Here is a 20,468-nt window from a genome sequence, read left to right as displayed (position 1 = left end):
CGGATATGCCCTGTCTATTTCTATTGATGAATTTTAAGCGGTCCCAACACCCTACCGCCTATGCTCCGGCAGTTCCGGTGCGACCTGCTTATGATTGAAGACGAACAGCAGCAGTGCCAGGGCAGCGATACCACCATGAACGAAATAGGCGAGCGAATAGCCGCCTTCCTGCGTGAGCCAGCCAGCGACGACATTGCTGGATGATGCACCGATGCCCTGGACGGTCATGACGGCCCCTAGGCCAACGTTGAAACGGCCGGAGCCGGACAGGATGCGCTCTGCGGCAATCGGCGTGGCGATGCCGATCAGGCCAGCGCCGATGCCATCCAGGATCTGTACCGGATAGATGGCGGCGAAGCTGGAAAAGCTACCAGCGATCATGCCCCGGATCGGCAGAGCCATCAAAGCGATAAAAAACACCGATCGCAGTCCAAACCTTGCAATCATCCACGGTGCGGCGCAGGCGACGACGATCATCGCCAGTTGCGAGACGCCTGTTGTGATGGCGGTGGTCTTGAACGGACTGTCGAGCTGGATGGAGAAATTCTGGGCGATCAATCGGCTGATCGGCGCATTGCCGAAATGGAAAATCATCAGGATGAGGGCGAGTACGATCAGCCCGCGACTATGCACCAGCATGGAATAGCCCGAAGGCTGGGCTACGGCGTCGTCCTCATCCTCAGCCGATCTGTCCTTATGACTCAGCCCGCGGGCAACGTCCTGGTCGATTTCCTGGGGCCGGATCGCCAGGACCGCCGCGATGGTGGCAAGCGCCGAGGCGATCATCAGCCAGACAACGCCGTTCTGGCCGAAATAGCTGGTGAGAACGAAAATACAGACCAGTGAAAACACATTGCCGGTATGGTTCCAGACTTCATTGCGGGAGACCTGGTCGGAAAAAGCTCTTTCCCCGACCAGTCCCAGTGTCATCCCCATCAGGGCGGGGCCGATCACCGCGCCCACCAGGGCCGTTGCCGATTGTCCGCCGAACACTGCCAGATTGTCGGGGCTCGCCAGCGTCCACAGTGCGGCGGCTGTGACGAGTGTGACCGGCAGGATGATCAGGGTCCGCTTATAGGGGCTTGCATCGACAACCGCGCCAAACAGGGGCGTGACCACCATGCCGAGCACGCCACCCATCGTGGCGATGATGCCCAGCGTCATCGGCGACCATCCATGGGTTGCCAGGAAGCCATCAAGGAACGGGCCCAGCCCGTCACGGGCATCGGCGAGAAAGAAGTTGAGGAAGGCAAGGGCAATGAGCGAGCGGCGGCTCGCGGAGACAATCTTGGACTGTGCGATCACGGGCGCGCTTTCGGAAAGGTTGAAAAAACAGCAGTTTAGCATGAATAGGCAGGGGCAGGCGCCTCGTTAATTTGCCAAATGCAAAATTGTTCCATGCCGCTTGCTCTTTGCGTATCCTGGACTAAATGGGAGATCTGATCTGCCGCCGGTTCTCGGCGTCTGCCTGCCAGTCCTTTCCTTGGCCTTCCTTCCGGCCGCGTCTTTTTCGGATGTTTCATGACCGCGACTTACCTGACCTGGGCTGTTTGCGCCCTTTCCGTTCTGGGCGTTATCAGCCGGCCCTTTGGCTGGCCGGAGGCGATCTGGGCTGTGCTGGGTGCCATCGTGCTTCTGGGCCTGGGTGCGATCGGCTTGGGCGCGATCGGCATCAACGATGCCTGGGCCGGTGTCGCCAAGGGTTATGATGTCTACCTGTTCCTGATCGGCATGATGCTTTTGTCGGAACTGGCGCGGCGCGAAGGTCTGTTCGATTGGCTGGCGGCGCTGGCGACGCAAAGGGCCAAGGGGTCGCCGCTCAGGCTGTTCGTGCTGCTCTATGGTGTCGGCGTCTTGGTCACTGCCTTTCTCTCCAACGACGCGACGGCAGTGGTGCTGACCCCTGCGGTCTACGCGGCAACCAAGGCGGCCAGGCTTAAGAACCCGATGCCCTATCTGCTGATTTGCGCCTTTATCGCCAATGCGGCGAGTTTTGTGCTGCCGATTTCCAATCCGGCCAATCTGGTGATTTTCGGTGGTGGCGAAATGCCGCCACTCTCCACCTGGCTTGCCACATTTGCGCTGCCCTCACTGGTGGCCATCGTCGTCACCTTCGCCATGCTCTATTGGAGCCAGCGACGCGCCATCCACGCCGAGGTAATGGATCAGCAGGTTGAGACGCCGCATCTCTCCCACAGTGCCAAGCTGGCCGGCTGGGGCCTTATCCTGACGGCTGTCGTGCTGATGGCGGCGTCGGCGCTGGGGTTGGACCTTGGCCTGCCGACCTTTATTGCCGGGGTGCTCACCACTGTGCTGGTGCTGGCCTTGAGCGGGCAGGGACCGGGGGAGACGCTGAAGGGCATGTCCTGGAGCGTGCTGCCGCTGGTGGCGGGCCTGTTCGTGCTGGTCGAAGCGCTGGACAAGACCGGGCTGACGGTGCTGCTTGCCCGTTATTTATCCGAGGCCGCCGCAGCCGATGCCAAGGCTGCGGCCATGGGGGCAGGCCTGCTGGTCGGCTTCCTCTCCAACCTCGTCAACAATCTTCCAGCCGGTCTGGTGGCCGGTGCCACGGTGCAGGGCGCCCATGTCGGCAGCACTGTTTCCGGTGCTATGCTGATCGGGGTCGATCTTGGCCCCAATCTGTCGGTGACCGGTTCGCTTGCCACCATTCTCTGGCTATCGGCGCTCAGGCGCGAAGGCCTGCATATGGGCGCGCTGGAATTTCTGAAAATCGGCGCTGTCGTGATGATCCCGGCCTTGGTCCTGTCGCTGTTGGCGCTGGTTCTGGTGGCATGATTGGCAGGGATTTTCTCAGAATCAAGTTCTGCTGATTTTGGAATGTCGTCGTCAACGTCAAGCCATCGAAAGGCTTTTGGCTTTCAGCCGAGATGATCGGTCCGCTGTGAATAGTGTTTTCCAACCAGAAACAATGGCGTAGAAAAGATCGGCATCCATCCATTCCTCTCTGACCGTGTCGGATAAGTCGTCAGGCGATTCTGTATTCGAGAAGGCAATGATGCGCACACGGCTTCCCATGTCGAACTGCAAGATATGGCTTCCGTCATCAAATGCCTCATCTCCATCGGGAGCCCATATTGAACCACTCGAGTGTAAGGTATTGACGAACTGGTGCTGCGAAAGCCCGAAGTAATCCGTTCGCGGACGATCTCGATAAAGAGCATCAAGGTAAGCAACAGTAACGTCGGCGGCCTTAACATCGGCTAGCCTATCAAACACATGCATTCCGCGCCGCTGCAACCTATGTTCTATCTCGTTGAAAGAGCATCCAAGCAAGGATGCGTCAGGCTGCCTCACTCCGAATATTCGTCCGCCAACGTGAATGACAAAGAAACCCAACGCCAATTGGGAAGGGCTTTCCATTGCATCGGTGATGTCGCTTTCGATCGCAAAAACGCGGCAATCACCTACAATCATCCATTAACCTCGTCGTCTCGGCCTCATCACGAACCGAACAAACCTGCGCAGCGCGACTTTGACAACCGTGCCTAACAGTCCGTCCAATAATCACCGCTGGCCGTCTGCAAATGGCAATTTCTGCGCTTCCGGTACTCACGTACGTTAAGTACGCTCCGTTCCGGTTCTCAAAATCACCATTTTCGCCAGACCAGCAGCAATTCTTGAACAGACTGTAAGGGCAGGCCATAAGGCATTTTGTTTTAATTGGCGCTGGCGTCAGGACTCGACGACGCGCAACGCCTTGGCCTGTTCCAGTGCGTCCTTCTGGACAGCATCCTGAACCTTTTCAAAAGCGCGCACTTCGATCTGGCGCACACGTTCGCGGCTGATGTCGAACTCGGATGACAGTTCTTCCAGCGTCACCGGCTCTTCGGCCAGGCGGCGGGCGGCGAAGATGCGGCGTTCGCGGTCGTTCAGCACGCCCATGGCGCGCGACAGCATGTTGCGCCGGGTTTCCAGCTCATCTTGCTCGATCAGCGTGTCTTCCTGGCTGTCATGATCGTCCACCAGCCAATCCTGCCACTGGCCGGATTCACCTTCGCTGGCGCGGATCGGCGCGTTCAGCGAGGCATCGCCCGACAGGCGGCGGTTCATGGAAATCACTTCCTCCTCGCTGACCTTCAGCTTGGTGGCGATCTCCGTGACTTGGTCCGGCTTCAGGTCGCCTTCCTCGATGGCCTGGATCTTGCCCTTCAGGCGGCGCAGGTTGAAGAACAGCCGCTTCTGGTTGGCGGTCGTGCCCATTTTCACCAGCGACCAGGAGCGCAGGATATATTCCTGAATCGAGGCCTTGATCCACCACATTGCATAGGTAGCAAGCCGGAAGCCGCGTTCGGGATCGAATTTTTTGACAGCCTGCATCAGGCCGACATTGCCCTCAGAGACGACTTCGCCAATCGGCAGGCCGTAGCCGCGATAACCCATGGCAATCTTCGCCACGAGACGCAAATGGCTGGTGACAAGCCGGTGCGCGGCATCGCGGTCGCCATGCTCGGCATAGCGCTTGGCCAGCATATATTCCACCTGGGGTTCCAGCATTGGGAACTTGCGGATCTCATCCAGGTATCGGTTCAGTCCGCCTTCACCGGCGGTAATCGAAGGCAAGCTATTGCGGGCCATAAAGCACCCCCTTTATCCATGAGCTTCCCAATGCCAAACGGGCAAGCTCCAACATGCGGATTTCCTCATCCCGCACGAAATCCTATGTCAGATAAGTGTGGCATGGCCGCGATTCAAGCGCACCACGCCGGTCACGATTGATTTACGAGCGGAATCGGAACAAATCCTCATCAGCATCCTTGCGACCGGCAATCCGGGCCGAGACAATCTCCGACGCAATGGTCGAAAACGTGATGCCATTGCCGCCAAACCCCATCACCACATGCACATGGCTGGTGCCGGGGACGCGGTCGATGATCGGCAGCCCATCCCGTGTCGTGCCGAACGGCGCAGACCAGCCATAGGCGATGTGGTCCATCTCAATCCCGGCCAGATCCTTCAGTTTTTGCCGGATCGTCTCGAATTTGCGCCGCGCCTTGACCGGGTCCTGGTGGGCGAGCGGATCGTCCTCGTCTTCGCCACCAGCAATGATCCGGCCATCGGGTGTGGAGCGGAAATAGAGATAGGGTTCGGAGGCCTCCCAGACCAGATGGTCGTCCAGCCAGTCCGGCCTTTGGGCGTTCGGTTCGGAGGCGATGGCCCAGGTGGAAATCACCTGATGCAGGGGGCTTTCCATCATCTTCAGATATTCATAGCCCGTGCAGGCGATAAGGTCCGCCGCACAGAGCAATGTACCGTCAGCTGTTGCCACCATTACCCCATCGCGGGTTTCCCGGATGGCGGTAATCGCCAGCGGTGAGACGACTTCCACGCCGCCTTGCTGGGCAGCCTTCAGCAGGCCAGCCGTCATCTGGGCCGGATTGGCGCTGGCGGAGCAGGGGGAGAGGATCGCGCCCGTGCGCTCGATGCCGTAAAGCTCCTTCACTTGCGCGCCGCTCAGATACTCGGCGTCTAATTGCGCTTCACGGCGCAGCTCCGTTTCAGCGGTGAGGGCACGGTGGCCCATCTCATCGCCCGCCAGGAAAAGGCTGCTGCGCTGCTGGAACTGGCAGGAAAGTCCAAGGCTGGCGACGCGCTCCCCCAGGCTATTAACGGAGGCTGCCGAGCGCCTCCAGGCACGCATGGCCTTCTTGGCCCCGATCGCTTTGGATAATTGCGATAGTGAAATATCGATTTCATGCTGGATCATCGCCGTGCTGGCCAGTGTGCTGCCCCGGACGGGTTCACGCCGGTCCACCACCAGAATATGGCGGCCATCCGCTGCCAGCGCCTGCGCCATCAGGGCGCCGCTTATCCCGGCACCGATGATGATCACATCGTAATCGGTGCGCGCGGGGGTATCGCGGCTCTCAACCACAATATTCGGTGTCGCAGCCCAGAAGGACTTGCCATCGTGCAGATCGCGCGATTTTCCGACTGCTTGCTTGGTATCCATAATCGCCCTTGCCCCGTTTGCCTGTCCGGCGCGCAACGGCTGCGCAGCCATGTCGGACCTGCGCTAACGTTTAACGGGGCAAAGGGTTCATGCGATATCGCGCAGCGCCCGGATAATTGTTTCCATGTCGTCAGGGATGGGCGCTGCGAAGTGCATGACGTCGCCGGTGGTCGGGTGTTCGAACGCCAGAAGATAGGCATGCAGGGCCTGGCGGTGGAAGTTAGTGACGATGGCCTTGGCCGCGTCTGGTAGCAGGTTGGCCTTGGTTTTGAAGGCCGCGCCATATTCGGGATCACCGATCAGCGGATGGCCGATATGGGCCATATGCACCCGGATCTGGTGGGTGCGGCCGGTTTCCAGCCGGCATTCGACCAGCGAGGCGAGGCAGGTAGCATCCGGCTTTTCACCATAACGCTCCATCACCTGGTAATGGGTGATGGCTTCGCGGGCGTCATCGGTATCCTCACGCTTGACGGTGCGCTTGGTGCGGTCGCCAGCCCGGCCAAGGGCTGCGTCAATCGTGCCGCGCAGCCCCCGCGGACGGCCCCAGACGAGTGCTTGATAGGCCCGTTCCAGCGGGCCGCTGCGGCCATGGTCGGCAAACTGGTCGGCCAGATGCCGGTGGGCGATGTCATTCTTGGCGACAACCATGACGCCGGAGGTTTCCTTATCCAGCCGGTGGACGATGCCGGGACGCTTCACCCCGCCAATGCCGGAGAGACTGTCGCCGCAATGGTGGATCAGCGCATTGACCAGCGTGCCGGTCCAGTTGCCAGCACCCGGATGCACCACCAGACCGGCGGGCTTTGACAGCACGATCAGGTCCTTGTCCTCGTAGAGCACGGTGAGTGGAATATCCTCGCCCTTGGGTTCGGGGTCTTCCGGCTCCGGCATGGCGATCACCAGCTGGTCGCCGGGCTTGATCTTGCGCTTCGGCTCGGTAACGGCTGTGCCATTGACGAAGACCGCACCCTGTTCGATCAGGGCTTTCACCCGGTTGCGCGACAGGTCGCCGCCCAGGCTTGCCGCCAGCCAGGCATCCAGACGGCCTTCGGCGTCCTCACCGGCAATCAGCTCTTTCCTTGGCTCGCCTGCTTGTTTAAAGGGGTCTGTCATAGCGCATCCTGTCTTTCGGCCCTTGTGGCCGAGGCCCAATGGGCGGCAGAGCAGCTCCATCAGGGAAAGGTTTAAGTTTCATGAGCCAAGTCGAGACCGACGAACAGAAAGACAAGCCGCTCGATCCGGTGCTCGAAAAAGTTCGCCGCAAGATGGTGCGTTTGCAACTCGTCTCGGCGGCCATCATGTTTGTCAGCCTTATGGCGGTGTTGGCCGCCGTTGTCTACAAGGTCAAACACGCGCCTACGCCGGAAAAGACGCAGGCCGGTGGCCTTACCATCCCTTCCGACCAGCCCTTGGCACTGGCTGCGCGCCTGCCTGCTGGCTTCAAGGTGACGTCCACGGCACTGTCAGGCACGCAGATTCTGTTTTACGGCACCACAGCCGAAGGCCAGTCCAAGGCGTATGTGTTTGACCTGTCGGTGGGCCGGATGATCGCGGATGTCGCGATCACGCAATAGGCCTTCAAACGCATGGTCCAGTTCGTCACCATCACCGATCCGCAGGATCCGCGCATCGCTGCTTTTAGCAATATCCGCGAGCGCGACCTGACCGGGCGCGAGGGCCGGTTCATTGCAGAAGGCACGGTGGTGCTGCGTATGTTGCTGGCGGCGCATCTGGCTGGGCGGGGTATTTGCGCCGAGGCCCTGCTGCTGTTGGAAAACCGGGTGGCGGGTCTCCAGCCGCTTCTTGACCAATGGCCGGACGATCTGCCGGTCTATGTGGCAAGCGCTGCCGTGCTGGATGCAATCGCTGGCTTTCACCTGCATCGCGGCGTGCTGGCGCTGGGCAGCCGTCTGACCGCGCCCGATGCCACGCAGCTGATTGCCAGCTTGCCGCAACGCGCCCTGGTTCTGGTTGGCTGCGGCATTTCCAATCATGACAATGTCGGCGCGATGTTTCGCAATGCCACCGGCTTCTGTGCCGATGCGGTGCTGCTGGATGAGACCAGTTGCGACCCGCTCTATCGCAAGGCGCTGCGGGTTTCGGTCGGCTCGGTGCTGACCATGCCTTATGCGCGTGAACACAGCGCCATTGCGCTGTTGTCGGCGCTGGATGCCGCTGGCTTTCTGGTGGCGGCGTTGACGCCTTCCGGGACCACTGAAATCGGCGATATCGCCTCTGGTCTCGGAGGCCAGCAAAGGCTGGCGCTGGTGGTGGGCACAGAAGGCGAGGGCCTGCCCGCAGACGTGCTTGCCCGGTTCATGACCGTGCGGATCGCCCAATCACCACAACTCGACAGCCTCAATCTCGGCACCGCCAGCGGCATCGCGCTGCACAGCGCGGCGCGGGCGCTGGGTAAATTGGGGTAGAGGCGTGGCGGTGGCCCCTCATCTGGCTGCGCCATCCTGTTCTGCGAGGCAATAGGCTCAATCGTTCAGAAGATCCGGCGCTACCGCCCTGATCCGTTCCAGCAGCGGTTGCGGCGCATCGGCGCTGGGGACAGGGTGTGCCAGCAGGGCCGGAATCGGCGATGCTTCGCCTTCCTTGCGGGCGGTGAACACGATCATCCCGGCGGCGATTTCGGCGATTTGCGCGCGCAGGGCCAAGTCTTCCTCGACACCATCGCCAGCAAGCAGCCGGGAATTGAGCGCTTCGCTGCGCTGGCGCAAGTCGTCGGCAAGCGTTTCGAGTGCTTCGGGCGTGGGGTGCTGCATGTCCGGGCGGCTTTCGCTCATTTGGCGACCTGTTGCACAGGGGTTTCGGTCTTTTGCAGGCGTTCCAGCCGCTCTTCCAGCCGCAGCACCTTGTCTTCCTCCTGGAGAAGCCGTTGCTCTGCCTTTTGGGCGCGGCTGGCGGCGGCCTTGGCCTCGTCGCGCAATGTCTCGCGTTCGGTGCGCAAATCCTGGAGGCGCAGTTGCAGGTCTTCTGTCTGGTGCTTGTGGCTGGCGGTTTCCCGATTGCGGGCAGCCAGGTCCGCCTCCAGGCGGGCCAGCTTGACGGTTAGCGCTTCGATGTCGAGATCGCGGCTGGCGACCATCGCTTCGTGGCGCTGTAGCGTGGCTTTCAGCTGTTCCATCTGAGCCTGGTTCTGGCGCAATTCTACGCGCAATGCTCCTGCCTCATTGCTCATGGCGTGGATCTGCTCCTTCAGAGCATCTTCTGCTCCAAGCGCGCGGATCGCTTCCGCCTGGGCCTGATCGGCGGCGGCTTTGACGGAGACGAAATACTCCCGCTCGCGCCGGAGGTCATAGGACAGTTTCGCATTTTCGGCGGCATAAACGGCGCGGACCATATCCTTCTGGGCACGGACTTCTTCCGGGCCAAGAGGGGCGGTGGCCCGCAGACGCCGTTCTGTATAGGCAACGATGCGGCCATGGATGGCAGGGCTGATCAACGCCGCCAGAAGCGCTGCGGCGGCAAATCCCAATGCAAAGAGCAGGGCGTATTCGATCACGGCGGTGCCATATCCGTTAGAGCGGTTCCCAAAGTGTCAGATGACGGTCCAGATGCGCATTCTGTAAACCAAAACCCTATGCCATTCCATCTTAGCCTGTTCATGTTCGACAACAGCAGTTGCGGGCGATGGACCGACTTGACATCAACCAAGCCGGTGGAGGTCAGAAGGGGTTCCAGGTGGAGGATTGAGTCAGCTTCAGATAGCCGACATTGACGCCAAGCCTTGCCCCGACGCCGGTGCGGATCGGGACCAGAACCATATTGTTGTTCTTCAGCGCCGTCATGCCGACGCCGGCCACCACATAGGCCGAGCCGCTGACACCGCCAAACCGGCTGTAGAGGCTGCCGACGGCGGGCAGGTTATAAACCAGCATCATCGTGCGGCTGCCGTTGCCACCGTAATCGATGCCGAGCGACGGCCCCTGCCAGAAGACGGGGTGCTGACCGGCATTCTTGGTATAGAGCGTGCCTTCGCCATAGGTGAGGCCAGCAATAAACGCGCCGGAGCCTTCCTGGCCAAGAATATAGCCATTGGGTAGGCCATATTGCCCGAACGCCTTCTCGATCACCTTGGCCAGCGCGCCGCTGGTCGAGCCGAAGAAGGAGTGGCCGGCATCGACCACTTCCTGCATGGTATATTGATCGCCCTGCGCCATTGCAGTCGCGGGCTGCGAAACAACACTTGCCGCAACCACGCCAGCCGTTACAATCCAGGTCCTGAACAGGTCCCGAATGATGGAAAAGCGCATCGCTTCCTCCTCGGATATGAATAGAATCGGCTCTGATGAGACCGGAGTTCCATCTTGATGACTTCGTATTAACAATGGGTTTACCAAATATGGTGTCATTATGGCGTCGACATCATGCGGCTTGATGGGGCAGCTATGCCTCTCAGCCGATAACAGACTTTGCCGTCGAGGAGAATTCGATGCTCAAGAACGTGAACCTAACGCTGGCCGGACCCGATCTGGCAGCCTTGCTGTGCAGCCGCGTCTGCCATGATGTCATTTCGCCGGTAGGCGCCATCAATAACGGGCTGGAACTGCTGGATGAAGGCGGGGCGGATGCCGATGCCATGGACCTGATTCGCACCAGCGCGCTGAATGCTTCGGTTCGGTTGAAATTTGCCCGACTGGCATTTGGGGCCTCGGGCTCGGTCGGAGCGTCGATCGATACCGGCGAGGCCGAGAAAGCCGTCAAGGATTTCGCTGCCGCCGAAAAGAAAACCGAAATTACCTGGAACGGCCCGCGCGCCATTATCGCCAAGAACCGGGTCAAACTGCTGATGAACCTGATGCTGGTGGCCTACGGCGCCATTCCGCGCGGCGGCTCGCTGGATGTGACGCTGGAAAATCCGGAATATGACGCGAAATTTACCATCGTCGCCAAGGGCCGCATGCTGCGTGTGCCGCCGAAATTCGCCGAAATCTGCAATGGCCAGATGGAAGAAGCTGTCGATGCCCATTCTATCCAGCCCTATTACACCGTGTTGCTGGCCGACGAATCATCGATGGAGCTGAAATACAGCATCGGCGAAGGCGAAATTACCTTCACCGCCGAATCAGTTGCTGCCGGCTGATCACGCATAAAGATGCTCGACGGCGCCCGGTGTCTCAGGCTTCGGGCGCCGCATTCCGTCCCCACCAGATACGGGTAATGTTTCCTTAGTATTCTGGATTTACCATAAAGATAGCGCAGATATCTCAAATCCATTGGGGGTTTGAAATATGGGCAAAGTCAGACCGCGGGCTGCGGCGACAATGGGTAAAGACGCGGTGCACGGGGCGCGCCGCTTGCTCTTTTGGAAAGTTGCTTAATCTTTTTGATGTTTAAGCAAGGTCCATGGGCATCGAAAGGGGATCGGCATGAAGAACCTGATCATTGCTGACTCGTCAGATATCGTTCGTAAGGTTGGCCGTAAAATTCTGTCCGAACTGGGTTTTGGAGTGACGGAAGCATCCACGGCGCGCGAGGCGATGCTGGCTTGCGAAGCACAATTACCGCATGTAATCATCGTTGATTCGGGTCTGGAAGGCGCGCTTGGACTGATCACCAATATCCGGGCCATGCCGGAGGGCAAAACGGTGCGGATCTTCTATTGCGTCATCGAAGCCGACCTGAAACACATGATGCAAGGCAAACGGGCCGGAGCCAGCGACTTCCTGCTGAAGCCCTTCGACCGGAAAACACTGACCGAAGTGTTCAGTGACCGCGAAGCCGCCTGATCCCGAATCATTCCAGACATGGCGGATTTATCCGAAAATCGGTTGTTAACGTTCGGTCCGATTCTCTCAATGCATCGTCTGTCCCCGTTGTCGGGGGTCACAGCAATCCATTTTCTTCAACGCAAAAAAGTCCCGGCAATGCAGGGACTTTTTTGAGATCATACGATCTCGCGCGGGAGTGGCACTGGTGGGGATTTACGGCGAGGCGTTACGAATAACGCCCCGTTGTAACGACAAACCGGTGTCAGGCCGTTTCCATATATTCGGCACTGTCAGGTTCGCGCAGCACATAGCCACGGCCCCAGACGGTTTCGATATAGTTTGCACCACCGGCGGCATTGGCCAGCTTCTTGCGAAGCTTGCAGATGAACACGTCGATGATTTTCAGTTCCGGCTCGTCCATGCCACCATAGAGATGGTTAAGGAACATTTCCTTGGTCAGCGTGGTACCCTTGCGGAGCGAAAGCAGCTCCAGCATCTGGTATTCCTTGCCGGTCAGGTGAACGCGCTGGCCACCAACTTCGACGGTTTTGGCGTCGAGATTGACGATCAGTTCGCCGGTGATGATGATCGACTGGGCATGGCCCTTGGAACGACGAACGATCGCATGGATGCGGGCAACAAGCTCGTCCTTGTGGAACGGCTTTGTCATGTAATCGTCAGCGCCGAAGCCGAGACCGCGAACCTTGTCCTCAATGCCGGCCATGCCGGACAGGATGAGGATAGGTGTCTTGACCTTGGACAGGCGAAGCGTTCTCAAAACCTCGTAACCCGACATGTCGGGAAGATTGAGGTCCAGCAGGATGATGTCGTAGTCGTATAGTTTCCCGAGGTCGACGCCTTCCTCACCGAGATCGGTGGTGTAGACGTTAAAACTTTCGGACTTGAGCATCAGTTCGATGCTCTGCGCTGTGGCGCTGTCGTCTTCGATGAGTAGAACCCGCATAATTATCCCCTTTACCGCCGCCGAAAGGTCTGAATGGCCCACTACGCGATACGGATCCAGTCGTTGCCTGATTTGAAGGCTGCCACCAAATGGTTAACAAATTCTGATTCACTCTGGCAAGGTGTAACGAATTTATTAAGCATAATGCCTAGCCTCCTGATTCATATGTCATTTTCTCATCGCCACAGATGAATCGAAAAGGGAAGAAAACCCCTTAAGCGATTCAATTGACTCATCATTGTCATTGTCCTGCATTTTGGACCCGGGCATTTACCGACCTTTAAAAGATCTCCCTTATCATTAACGATGCCCGTAAACGAAAGGTTACCAAAGGTAGTTTTTTGTTAACGCCGTGAGATTTTTTCGCGGTGATTCGTTTAAATGTCAGCGGGCGATGTCAAAACAGAGTGACGGCGGGATGTCTCGCATCACGGGAGTATTGCGTATGAAGTCGCGTGACAGCCTAGTTCGCCTGAAGGCATTTCAGGTTACCGAGAAGCGTCGGCAGCTGCAACAATTGCAGTTAATGATGTCTGAATTTGAACGTATGGCCAAGGAACTGGAGAATCAGATTTCTCTGGAAGAAAAAAAGGCGGGCATCACGGATGCTTCGCATTTCGCCTATCCGACTTTTGCAAAGGCCGCCCGCCAGCGTGCCGATAACCTGCAGGATTCGATTCGCGAGCTGAAGGTTCAGCAAGATGCCGCGGAACTGTCACTGGAACTGGCCGAGGCTGAACATGCCAAGGCAGCTGCGTTGGAAGAGCGCGACAGTCAGCAGCGGGCTCGTGCTTAACGGCGAAGATCCTGATCGTAGATGACAAAGGCAGGCAGGGAATGGGACCTGCTCGATGATGGTTTCATTGCCTGGCCGTTCACATGGAATGGAACGGCCTTTTCATCCGCGACCATATGATATTTATTTTTTCAGCTATTTGCCCGATTAAGGATACCCACGGCGGCATCATGCAAAAAACCTTCGCTCGCCCGCTGCGATAATCAGCGTTTTGCATCGGAGTTCCCCACACGGTCCACGGTTCGGTCCAATATCCGGACCGATCCCCTATGAAGCCGACATCTGTGATAGGTGAGGGGACAGCAGCTTCCGGTGAAAACCATTCACATCCCAACGTCCTGTGGTGACTGGGAAGGCGTCTGGGTTAACTGAAGGCTGAAAAAAGCTTAAGGGATTTGCCTGGGGCACATTCGGCGGAGTGGAAATCGAAAAATCAAATCTCTCACGACAATCGGTCGGACGTCGTGCCAGTCGGTTGCCTGGTGTTGTCGCGGAGGCGTCACGCGTCCGGGCCCAGAGGCACTTTGCTCAGCGTATACGCCGTAGCTCCGCTGGTGCATTAATCAAAGCGATCTTGAAAATGGCTGATCGTAGGGCTTTGCAAATATCTCAAATACCCTGAGGCATCTGAGATATTTGCAATTCCTTCAAGGCAGGATCTGGCAAGGCGGCATCTGGCGAGGCGAGGTGTGGTCGACCTCTTCGAGCCTTCGTCTTCAGGCCCGGCCCCAATCCCAGGCCCCGTCTGATTTTAATGACGGTATTGCTGGATACGGGTCGTTCTGAGGCCCTGCAAGCCATGGTCGTTGATGGAGGCCTGCCATGACAGGAATTCCTCAACGGTCAGCGTATAGCGCTCACACGCTTCTTCAAGGCTCAACAGGCCACCGCGCACGGCAGCCACAACCTCTGCCTTGCGGCGGATGACCCAGCGACGGGTATTTGCTGGCGGCAGGTCGGCAATTGTCAACGGACTGCCGTCAGGGCCGATAACATATTTAACTCGCGGGCGTATCGTTTCGGTCATTGGACTCTCTAATACAAACTCAAGACCACAGACCAGAAATCTAACGCCGCACCTTTAAAAATTACCTAAGCACCGGGTAACAATTTGATAAGAATTTTAGGGACTTGGCCAAGGCTGCTGATGTCACGTAGAAACGGCGTTTTCTGATGAAGACGACACTCTGACAAGCCGAGCGTAAGTGAGAATGCATAAATTCTATGTATATATGGGGTTTATCGCAAACTTTATTGCCGTTAAACTATCAGCAGAGATCTATTTTTACTCAAAAAAATTTGTGTAAATCTTGATTTCGATGAAATCCTACGGTTTGGATTTAATAATTTGTGATCACTCAGTTGTTCTGACTTGACAAGATTTGAATTTTGGCAGCGCGCTGTGCGAATCAAAGGCATCAGGAGACCGTTTGGACGGACTTGGCCGCTGGGCGGGGGTCGTGAACTTGCGTTTTTTCGAGACAAATTTGTCGAATATGGAAAGAATTTGCAGTCCCGCTCACAGTTGGCGGTGTTTTTATCGGATAATTTCGGCCAGATCAGGTGAGGCCATTCTCTTTAAAAGCCTTTGCCGCAAGTCAGTTCGGAATGGATGGTGCCGAGAATGATCTTGATATCGAGCCAGAACGAAAAATTATCCACATAAAACAGATCGGCGGCGATCCGGGCGCGGGCTTTGGCGGCGGAACCGGTTGGTCCACGCAGGCCACGCATCTGGGCAAGGCCGGTCAGACCGGGCTTGACCTGATGACGGTGATGATAGTCGCTAACCAGATCCTCGTAGGGCATGCCGGCGGCCAACATGCCGATCGCGTGGCAGCGTGGCCCGACCAGCGACATGTCGCCCTTCAACACATTCAGTAATTGTGGAAGTTCGTCGATATTGGTGCGCCGCAGGACCGCACCGACGACAGTGATACGGGGGTCGTTTTCGGTGGTTTGCCGCACGCCGCTATCGTCACATTCCGCAGCATACATGGTGCGGAATTTGTAGATGCGGATTTTCTGCTGGTCGCGGCCCCAGCGGATCTGCCGAAACAGGACCGGGCCGGGGGAGGTGAGTTTGATCAGTGCTGCGACCGATAGGAGAAACGGCAGCAAGACCGTCAATGCACTGATCGAGATCAGGATGTCGAGGCTTCGTTTTGCAATCAGATGAATCCGATGTCTTGAAAGGCGTGTCCGTCGTCGGTTGATGCGACGTGCCTGAAGGCCTTGCTGTGCATGCGGTACACCCATTCCAGCCTCGTCCCTCCTGGAGCAGCCGAGCCGATTATACCGGTGTCGACTGTTCCAGATTCTTGGTTGCGTGCAGATGCGAGCCGAGTGTATTTCCTCTGCTCCCGCACCGCCATTTGTTCCCGACTAAAGTTCTTGTGGCTTATGTAGTCCCAAATAGGGCGCTCGTCATGAACAAACTTAATGAATGGTTAACCTTCTGAAGAAAATGTTTCTTCTTGGGTCTATTTTCTCAATTCGGAACATTGTTGCCATTTTGCTACGCCACTTTGACGACGATAGTGTGCATCATATTAGAAATATCGAAAATTTTACACCCGCACCGGTGGTGGAAAATGTGGCCGTGCCATTATGCAAAAGGCTGATTTCCGCTCCGGCCTCCAGCGTGATCAGGGCTGTCGCATGGGTCTCTGTAGCGGCGGCGGTGGTGCCGACAGTCATCTTTGCGAGGCTCGTCTGGGCGCTATCCACTACGGTAGTGGTATAGGTGTTGGTAGCTGTTGTGGAGAGGGTGACAGTGATCAGGTACAGCCCGGCGACTGGCACTTTCAGGCTCTGGCCATTGCCGCTTGCCGTCGCGGTGGCAAGCAGCACATTGCCCTGACTGATGGCCAGCCCGTTAAAGCCGGTGACCATGCCGCCGGAAACCGCAAGGGACGGGCTGGTCAGTTCGGCCCTGGCGGCGGGTCTTGCGGGCTGGGTGACGGTTCCGTCGCCGCTAATCAGCAAGGCGGTGGTCCAACTGCCACTGTCATTGCAGACTTTGATGCTGAACTGGTCCGACCCGGCCAGCCCCATTTCGGCGCGGCCTTGCCAATTGGATTGGTAAAGCAGCGTTGCTGTATTGCTTTCGCCCGCCTTGTTGAGTTTGAACCTGTTGTCGCCACCGGCATGATTGAAAAGCACGGCATCGCTCGACACTGCCAGCCGGTTGGTATCATCAGCCGTGGCATTGATACCAAGCCGGGAAAAGGTGGCCGTGTCGGGCAGGGCAAGATCCTGCCAGGCCGTGCCGTCATAGGTCTGCAATCGGCCTGTCGCACGGACATAAGCGCGCCAACCGTCGGCGGGTGCCAGGAAAGCCCAGCTATCATCCTGCCAGGCGGCGATATGCGCTTCCTTGCCGGCCCAGGCATCCGTCGCGGTGGCGGCAACCCAGTAACAGGTACCAGCGGCAGGGGAGGTAGGTGGCGTGGTAAAAGTGCCCTCAATCACAAGCTGCGTTACTGCATCGAGAACCAGCAGCGCTTCGTTATGGGTGACATGTTTCTGGGCCTGGGAGGGCAGGATATAAGGCAAATCGAGGCGTGGACTATTGTCTGCCATGGTGTCGTCTCCATCAATGTGGAGCGATATCCGGTTGGCACGCAAGACCGGGCCGGAGATCGCATCCTGTCAAAATCCGGAGCCTAGCTGAGCCGATGGAATCGGTAGGCCAGGCTCCAGGGCTCGCGCCATTATCGGCGAGGGCGTTTGACCGTGGATAAGACCGGCAGGAGAGATATGATTTTTCAGGCAATTCCCGGTTTCGCGTTCACCGGGGAATGCTGAAGGCTCAGGCCTGTCTGTCACCCCAGGCGATGAAGGAGGGATTGGCGAAGTCGCTGTCATCCAGCTGATCGCGTTTACCGTAGAGCAGCGGTGCACCGTCTGGTCCGACTGTCATGCCACCCGCGGCCCGCAGCACGGCGTCGCCTGCGGCTGTATCCCATTCCATCGTTCGGCCGAAGCGTGGATAGACATCGGCCGCACCTTCCGCCACAAGGCAGAATTTTAGCGAGGAACCGACGGAACGGGTATCTGTTATGGCGTGGGTTACCAGGAATTCCTCGGTTTCCGGGCCGCTATGCGCGCGGCTGGCCACTGCAATCAACGTACCCGAAGGAGTACGGACCGTGATGGACTGTCGCGAGACCGGTTGGAAATTGGCATCGATCTCGATCTTGAGGGCGCCATTACGGTCGCCAATATAGGCTTGGCCGCGCGCCGGAGCATAGACGATGCCCATGACCGGAACACCGGCCTCGATCAGCGCGATATTGACCGTGAAATCGGAGCTTTTGCGAATGAATTCCTTGGTGCCGTCAAGCGGATCGACCAGAATGAAGGGCTGGCCCCTGGTCTGAGGAATATTGCCAGCGGCAACGGCTTCCTCGGCCACAACGGGAATAGCGGGAAACTGCGCAGCCAGGGCGGCAAGAATGATCGCTTCCGCCCGCTCATCGGCCTCGGTCACCGGAGAGGCATCGCTTTTGGTGCGCACCGTTGGGCCATTGTGGAACACGTCCATAATATCGCGCCCAGCGGCTATTGCCGCCTTTTCAAACAAATCAATCACGTCATGTTCCTCAAAAAACGCAGGCTACACGATACGTGTTCAATTTTTCCACTCTATTTGTCCATGTTTTCTATCAGGCAGGTGCGATTTCGGTGAGATAACCAATCACCTGGTTGGCCATTTCCGTTGGAGTGGCCTGCGTGGTCTTCAAATGAATATCCGGATGTTGTGGCGCCTCGTAACTGGAACTGACCCCGGTAAACTGCTTGATCTCTCCCATCAGCGCCCGGCGATAAAGGCCTTTCGGATCGCGCCGCATGCATTCCTGCAAGGGCGTATCGATGAAAACTTCGATGAATTCACCGTCTGCCATCAAGGCGCGGGCCATGTCGCGGTCGGCCTGAAAGGGGGAGATGAATGAGACGATCACGATTAGGCCTGCATCCGCCATCAGCTTGGCGACTTCTGCTACCCGGCGGATATTTTCCACCCTGTCGGCATCGGAAAAGCCCAGATCGCGGTTCAATCCGTGGCGGACATTGTCGCCGTCGAGAATATAGGTGTGGTATCCTTGGCCGTGCAGTTGGCTTTCCAGGGCGTTGGCCACAGTGGATTTTCCCGAACCCGAAAGCCCCGTCAGCCAGATCACCCGGGGATGCTGGCGTTTGATGATAGCGCGCGCCTCCCGGCGAACCTGCAATTGCTGGACGACGATGTTTTGCTGTGACGTCACGATTGTCCTCGTGTCATGCGCTGCTATCATCTTTCGGCGTTTCCCCTCGAAACGATGGCCCTATTTTTCTGCCGTCTGCCTGCTTAAGTTTAGTTTATAACGATTGAATCGATGAATGAAAGTGCCTTTTATTGCCATTTCTTAGGAAGGCATCTTCAATGTGGACCGCATTCCCGGATTTGATCAATGTAAAATACCTCAAACTTATCAGTGGTTTGAGGCATTTGAAAGTTAAATACGAAAGGTCATTTTCAATGGACGCCTCGTATTTCTTTCCACAGAACCCTGTGATCGATACCGCAAAAGGCGGGCAGCATCGCTATGCATGCGCACAGCTTTTTAGCTTGCAATAGGATTGAATAAACAGGAGCTGTCAAGGGCAAGCGGCAATGCTTGCCCTCTCGTTTTACTGCATAATTCCTTAAAGCTGAATCGGCTTAAGCCGAGAATTATGTAGCAGATGTAGGGAGTTACCGTGCCACCATTCGAGCAGAATTCCCGATCCTCGTCAGGCTTTTTCAGGAACTGTTGTCTCTTGCCGATCCTCGAAAAATACCTGGGTGACAAGTACGGCCAGGATACCGCAACCGGCCATGACGCAGACCAGAGGCAGGGCGGTGCCGTTTTCCAGCAATCCAAGGACAAAACTGGACAGGGCGCCTGCACCAAAGGAAAGGCCTCCCGCCAGGGCGGCGGCAGTTCCGGCAATCGAGCCGTGGGCTTCCATTGCCAGCACGTTGCAACCCGGCATGATGCCGCCGATGGACATGACGAGAATAAACATCAGAATGCAGGTGACCGTCAGGCTATCGGTGCCGGTCAGCTGGGTGGCGACCAGTATCAGGGCGATAACCGTATAGAGCAGCACGGAGCCGCGTACCGCGGCCTTGACACCAAAACGTGTGGCAAACCGGTTGCAGATTTGCGTGCCGATACCAAGGCCGATTGCGTTGGTGCTGAAGATAATCGAGTAACTGATGGCCGAAAGCCCATAGACCGTCATCAGCATGAAAGACGACCCGGCGATATAGGCGAAGAATCCGCCCTGGACGAGCGCCATGGTGCCCGCATAGGGGATGAAATTGCGGCTGATCAGCAAGCCGCCATAGGTGATGAGGGCGCGGCTGGGCTTACTGGAAGCGCGGTCGGCCGGCAACCGGGTTTCGGGAAGCCAGAGCGCAACGACCACGAAGCACAGCGCCGCATAGCAGCCGAGCAATACAAAAATCATCTGCCAATTGGCTATTTTCAGAATGAGGCTGCCAGCAAAGGGTGCGAGGATCGGGGCGACGCCGATGACCAGCATCACCATGGACATCAGCTTTGTGGCTGCCGGGCCGGTATGCGTGTCGCGGATGATGGCTGTTCCGATGACCATGCCAATCGAGCCGCCCACGCCCTGCATGAAGCGCCATACCAGCAATTGCTCGCCGGTCGATGCGGTCAGGCAGCCGAACGAGGACAGGCAGAAGATCGCCAATGCCACATAAATTATCGGCTTACGGCCGGTCCTGTCTGAAATCGGTCCGTAGAACATTTGCCCGATGGTGAAGCCGGAAAAGAACGTCATGACGGACAGCTGGATCGTCGCGGCCGTGGTCGATAAGCTCGTGGCCATCAGCGGCATGGCGCCCAGATACATATCTGTTGCGAGCGGCCCGATGGCACAGATCATGCCGATCGAGATGGCTAGGAAGAGGGTTTTTCGGTTCATTTTCAAATTCCTGAATCTGACCATGCCCGC

The 20,468-nt window shown here is 57.6% G+C and carries 20 protein-coding genes and 1 pseudogene; 6 read left to right on the top strand and 15 right to left on the bottom strand.

Features of this window, described 5'->3' with window-relative positions; genetic code table 11:
* Positions 1-51: 51 nt before the first annotated feature.
* Positions 52-1,347, bottom strand: coding sequence for an MFS transporter (locus AVI_RS14010; protein ID WP_015916959.1), 1,296 nt, complete (start codon positions 1,345-1,347; stop codon positions 52-54).
* Positions 1,348-1,521: 174 nt separating this feature from the next.
* Here AVI_RS14010 and AVI_RS14005 point away from each other — a divergent pair, with 174 nt between their 5' ends.
* Positions 1,522-2,796 (top strand): arsenic transporter, encoded by a 1,275-nt coding sequence (locus AVI_RS14005; protein WP_015916958.1) that lies wholly within the window; start codon positions 1,522-1,524, stop codon positions 2,794-2,796.
* 57 nt (positions 2,797-2,853) lie between these two features.
* Here the strand turns inward: AVI_RS14005 and AVI_RS14000 are convergent, their stop codons facing one another.
* From AVI_RS14000 to AVI_RS13985, 4 genes are all read right to left on the bottom strand, one after another.
* Positions 2,854-3,435 carry an Imm42 family immunity protein gene (locus AVI_RS14000; RefSeq protein ID WP_015916957.1) on the bottom strand — a complete coding sequence of 194 codons (582 nt, stop codon included), beginning with the start codon at positions 3,433-3,435 and terminating at the stop codon, positions 2,854-2,856.
* A gap of 258 nt (positions 3,436-3,693) precedes the next feature.
* Positions 3,694-4,596 (bottom strand): RNA polymerase sigma factor RpoH, encoded by a 903-nt coding sequence (gene rpoH, locus AVI_RS13995; RefSeq protein WP_015916956.1) that lies wholly within the window; start codon positions 4,594-4,596, stop codon positions 3,694-3,696.
* Positions 4,597-4,738: 142 nt separating this feature from the next.
* Positions 4,739-6,022: an NAD(P)/FAD-dependent oxidoreductase gene (locus tag AVI_RS13990; RefSeq protein ID WP_015916955.1), complete on the bottom strand. Its 1,284-nt coding sequence runs from the start codon at positions 6,020-6,022 to the stop codon at positions 4,739-4,741.
* A 36-nt stretch (positions 6,023-6,058) separates the two neighbouring features.
* A complete protein-coding gene (locus AVI_RS13985; protein ID WP_015916954.1) occupies positions 6,059-7,087 on the bottom strand; it encodes an RluA family pseudouridine synthase in 1,029 nt (342 codons plus the stop codon).
* 80 nt (positions 7,088-7,167) lie between these two features.
* On the opposite strand from AVI_RS13985, the gene AVI_RS13980 reads away from it, so the two are divergent.
* Positions 7,168-7,548, top strand: coding sequence for a hypothetical protein (locus tag AVI_RS13980; RefSeq protein ID WP_015916953.1), 381 nt, complete (start codon positions 7,168-7,170; stop codon positions 7,546-7,548).
* Positions 7,549-7,560: 12 nt separating this feature from the next.
* A complete protein-coding gene (locus AVI_RS13975) occupies positions 7,561-8,400 on the top strand; it encodes a TrmH family RNA methyltransferase (RefSeq protein ID WP_015916952.1) in 840 nt (279 codons plus the stop codon).
* A 57-nt stretch (positions 8,401-8,457) separates the two neighbouring features.
* On the opposite strand, the gene AVI_RS13970 is transcribed toward AVI_RS13975, so the two are convergent.
* The 3 genes from AVI_RS13970 to AVI_RS13960 all read right to left on the bottom strand — a co-directional run bounded on the left by AVI_RS13970 (position 8,458) and on the right by AVI_RS13960 (position 10,236).
* Positions 8,458-8,766: a hypothetical protein gene (locus AVI_RS13970; protein WP_015916951.1), complete on the bottom strand. Its 309-nt coding sequence runs from the start codon at positions 8,764-8,766 to the stop codon at positions 8,458-8,460.
* Complete coding sequence (locus AVI_RS13965) at positions 8,763-9,485, bottom strand: hypothetical protein (protein WP_015916950.1); 723 nt, start codon at positions 9,483-9,485, stop codon at positions 8,763-8,765. The genes AVI_RS13970 and AVI_RS13965 overlap by 4 nt, the downstream gene beginning before the upstream one ends.
* 163 nt (positions 9,486-9,648) lie before the next feature.
* Positions 9,649-10,236, bottom strand: a complete 588-nt coding sequence (locus tag AVI_RS13960) for a DUF1134 domain-containing protein (protein ID WP_015916949.1) — start codon at positions 10,234-10,236, stop codon at positions 9,649-9,651.
* Positions 10,237-10,415: 179 nt separating this feature from the next.
* Between AVI_RS13960 and chpT the strand changes: the two genes are divergently transcribed.
* Positions 10,416-11,066, top strand: a complete 651-nt coding sequence (gene chpT, locus AVI_RS13955) for a histidine phosphotransferase ChpT (protein WP_015916948.1) — start codon at positions 10,416-10,418, stop codon at positions 11,064-11,066.
* Between the two features lie 286 nt (positions 11,067-11,352).
* Positions 11,353-11,712 carry a response regulator gene (locus AVI_RS13950; protein WP_015916947.1) on the top strand — a complete coding sequence of 120 codons (360 nt, stop codon included), beginning with the start codon at positions 11,353-11,355 and terminating at the stop codon, positions 11,710-11,712.
* A gap of 244 nt (positions 11,713-11,956) precedes the next feature.
* On the opposite strand, the gene ctrA is transcribed toward AVI_RS13950, so the two are convergent.
* Positions 11,957-12,658 (bottom strand): response regulator transcription factor CtrA, encoded by a 702-nt coding sequence (ctrA, locus tag AVI_RS13945; RefSeq protein ID WP_015916946.1) that lies wholly within the window; start codon positions 12,656-12,658, stop codon positions 11,957-11,959.
* A gap of 445 nt (positions 12,659-13,103) precedes the next feature.
* Here ctrA and AVI_RS13940 point away from each other — a divergent pair, with 445 nt between their 5' ends.
* Positions 13,104-13,454 carry a hypothetical protein gene (locus AVI_RS13940; RefSeq protein ID WP_015916945.1) on the top strand — a complete coding sequence of 117 codons (351 nt, stop codon included), beginning with the start codon at positions 13,104-13,106 and terminating at the stop codon, positions 13,452-13,454.
* A 751-nt stretch (positions 13,455-14,205) separates the two neighbouring features.
* Here AVI_RS13940 and sciP read toward each other — a convergent pair.
* From sciP to AVI_RS13905, 6 genes and pseudogenes are all read right to left on the bottom strand, one after another.
* On the bottom strand, positions 14,206-14,481 hold the full coding sequence (sciP, locus tag AVI_RS13935) for a CtrA inhibitor SciP (protein WP_015916944.1): 276 nt from the start codon (positions 14,479-14,481) through the stop codon (positions 14,206-14,208).
* A gap of 551 nt (positions 14,482-15,032) precedes the next feature.
* Positions 15,033-15,713, bottom strand: coding sequence for a sugar transferase (locus tag AVI_RS13930; RefSeq protein ID WP_015916943.1), 681 nt, complete (start codon positions 15,711-15,713; stop codon positions 15,033-15,035).
* 288 nt (positions 15,714-16,001) lie between these two features.
* Positions 16,002-17,039: a DUF2793 domain-containing protein gene (locus AVI_RS13925; RefSeq protein WP_041697017.1), complete on the bottom strand. Its 1,038-nt coding sequence runs from the start codon at positions 17,037-17,039 to the stop codon at positions 16,002-16,004.
* Between the two features lie 229 nt (positions 17,040-17,268).
* Positions 17,269-18,051 carry a 3'(2'),5'-bisphosphate nucleotidase CysQ gene (cysQ, locus tag AVI_RS13920; RefSeq protein WP_015916941.1) on the bottom strand — a complete coding sequence of 261 codons (783 nt, stop codon included), beginning with the start codon at positions 18,049-18,051 and terminating at the stop codon, positions 17,269-17,271.
* Between the two features lie 73 nt (positions 18,052-18,124).
* Positions 18,125-18,712, bottom strand: a pseudogene (cysC, locus tag AVI_RS13915) (adenylyl-sulfate kinase); the annotation flags it as partial.
* Between the two features lie 520 nt (positions 18,713-19,232).
* Positions 19,233-20,438, bottom strand: a complete 1,206-nt coding sequence (locus tag AVI_RS13905; protein WP_015916939.1) for a multidrug effflux MFS transporter — start codon at positions 20,436-20,438, stop codon at positions 19,233-19,235.
* Between the last annotated feature and the right edge of the window lie 30 nt (positions 20,439-20,468).

This window comes from Allorhizobium ampelinum S4 (assembly GCF_000016285.1).
Lineage (GTDB): Bacteria > Pseudomonadota > Alphaproteobacteria > Rhizobiales > Rhizobiaceae > Allorhizobium > Allorhizobium ampelinum.
This window is presented reverse-complemented; position numbering and strand designations above follow the sequence as displayed.

Coding starts and splice junctions, on each gene's coding strand:
- AVI_RS14005 (WP_015916958.1), top strand. CDS start 1,522: ATGACCGCGACTTACCTGACCTGGGCTGTTTGCGCCCTTTCCGTTCTG.
- AVI_RS13940 (WP_015916945.1), top strand. CDS start 13,104: ATGAAGTCGCGTGACAGCCTAGTTCGCCTGAAGGCATTTCAGGTTACC.
- AVI_RS13970 (WP_015916951.1), bottom strand. CDS start 8,766: ATGAGCGAAAGCCGCCCGGACATGCAGCACCCCACGCCCGAAGCACTC.
- AVI_RS13975 (WP_015916952.1), top strand. CDS start 7,561: ATGGTCCAGTTCGTCACCATCACCGATCCGCAGGATCCGCGCATCGCT.
- chpT (WP_015916948.1), top strand. CDS start 10,416: ATGCTCAAGAACGTGAACCTAACGCTGGCCGGACCCGATCTGGCAGCC.
- ctrA (WP_015916946.1), bottom strand. CDS start 12,658: ATGCGGGTTCTACTCATCGAAGACGACAGCGCCACAGCGCAGAGCATC.
- AVI_RS13990 (WP_015916955.1), bottom strand. CDS start 6,022: ATGGCTGCGCAGCCGTTGCGCGCCGGACAGGCAAACGGGGCAAGGGCG.
- AVI_RS13980 (WP_015916953.1), top strand. CDS start 7,168: ATGAGCCAAGTCGAGACCGACGAACAGAAAGACAAGCCGCTCGATCCG.
- AVI_RS13985 (WP_015916954.1), bottom strand. CDS start 7,087: ATGACAGACCCCTTTAAACAAGCAGGCGAGCCAAGGAAAGAGCTGATT.
- AVI_RS13960 (WP_015916949.1), bottom strand. CDS start 10,236: ATGCGCTTTTCCATCATTCGGGACCTGTTCAGGACCTGGATTGTAACG.
- AVI_RS13930 (WP_015916943.1), bottom strand. CDS start 15,713: ATGGGTGTACCGCATGCACAGCAAGGCCTTCAGGCACGTCGCATCAAC.
- AVI_RS13950 (WP_015916947.1), top strand. CDS start 11,353: ATGAAGAACCTGATCATTGCTGACTCGTCAGATATCGTTCGTAAGGTT.
- AVI_RS14000 (WP_015916957.1), bottom strand. CDS start 3,435: ATGATTGTAGGTGATTGCCGCGTTTTTGCGATCGAAAGCGACATCACC.
- sciP (WP_015916944.1), bottom strand. CDS start 14,481: ATGACCGAAACGATACGCCCGCGAGTTAAATATGTTATCGGCCCTGAC.
- AVI_RS13925 (WP_041697017.1), bottom strand. CDS start 17,039: ATGGCAGACAATAGTCCACGCCTCGATTTGCCTTATATCCTGCCCTCC.
- rpoH (WP_015916956.1), bottom strand. CDS start 4,596: ATGGCCCGCAATAGCTTGCCTTCGATTACCGCCGGTGAAGGCGGACTG.
- AVI_RS13905 (WP_015916939.1), bottom strand. CDS start 20,438: ATGAACCGAAAAACCCTCTTCCTAGCCATCTCGATCGGCATGATCTGT.
- AVI_RS14010 (WP_015916959.1), bottom strand. CDS start 1,347: ATGCTAAACTGCTGTTTTTTCAACCTTTCCGAAAGCGCGCCCGTGATC.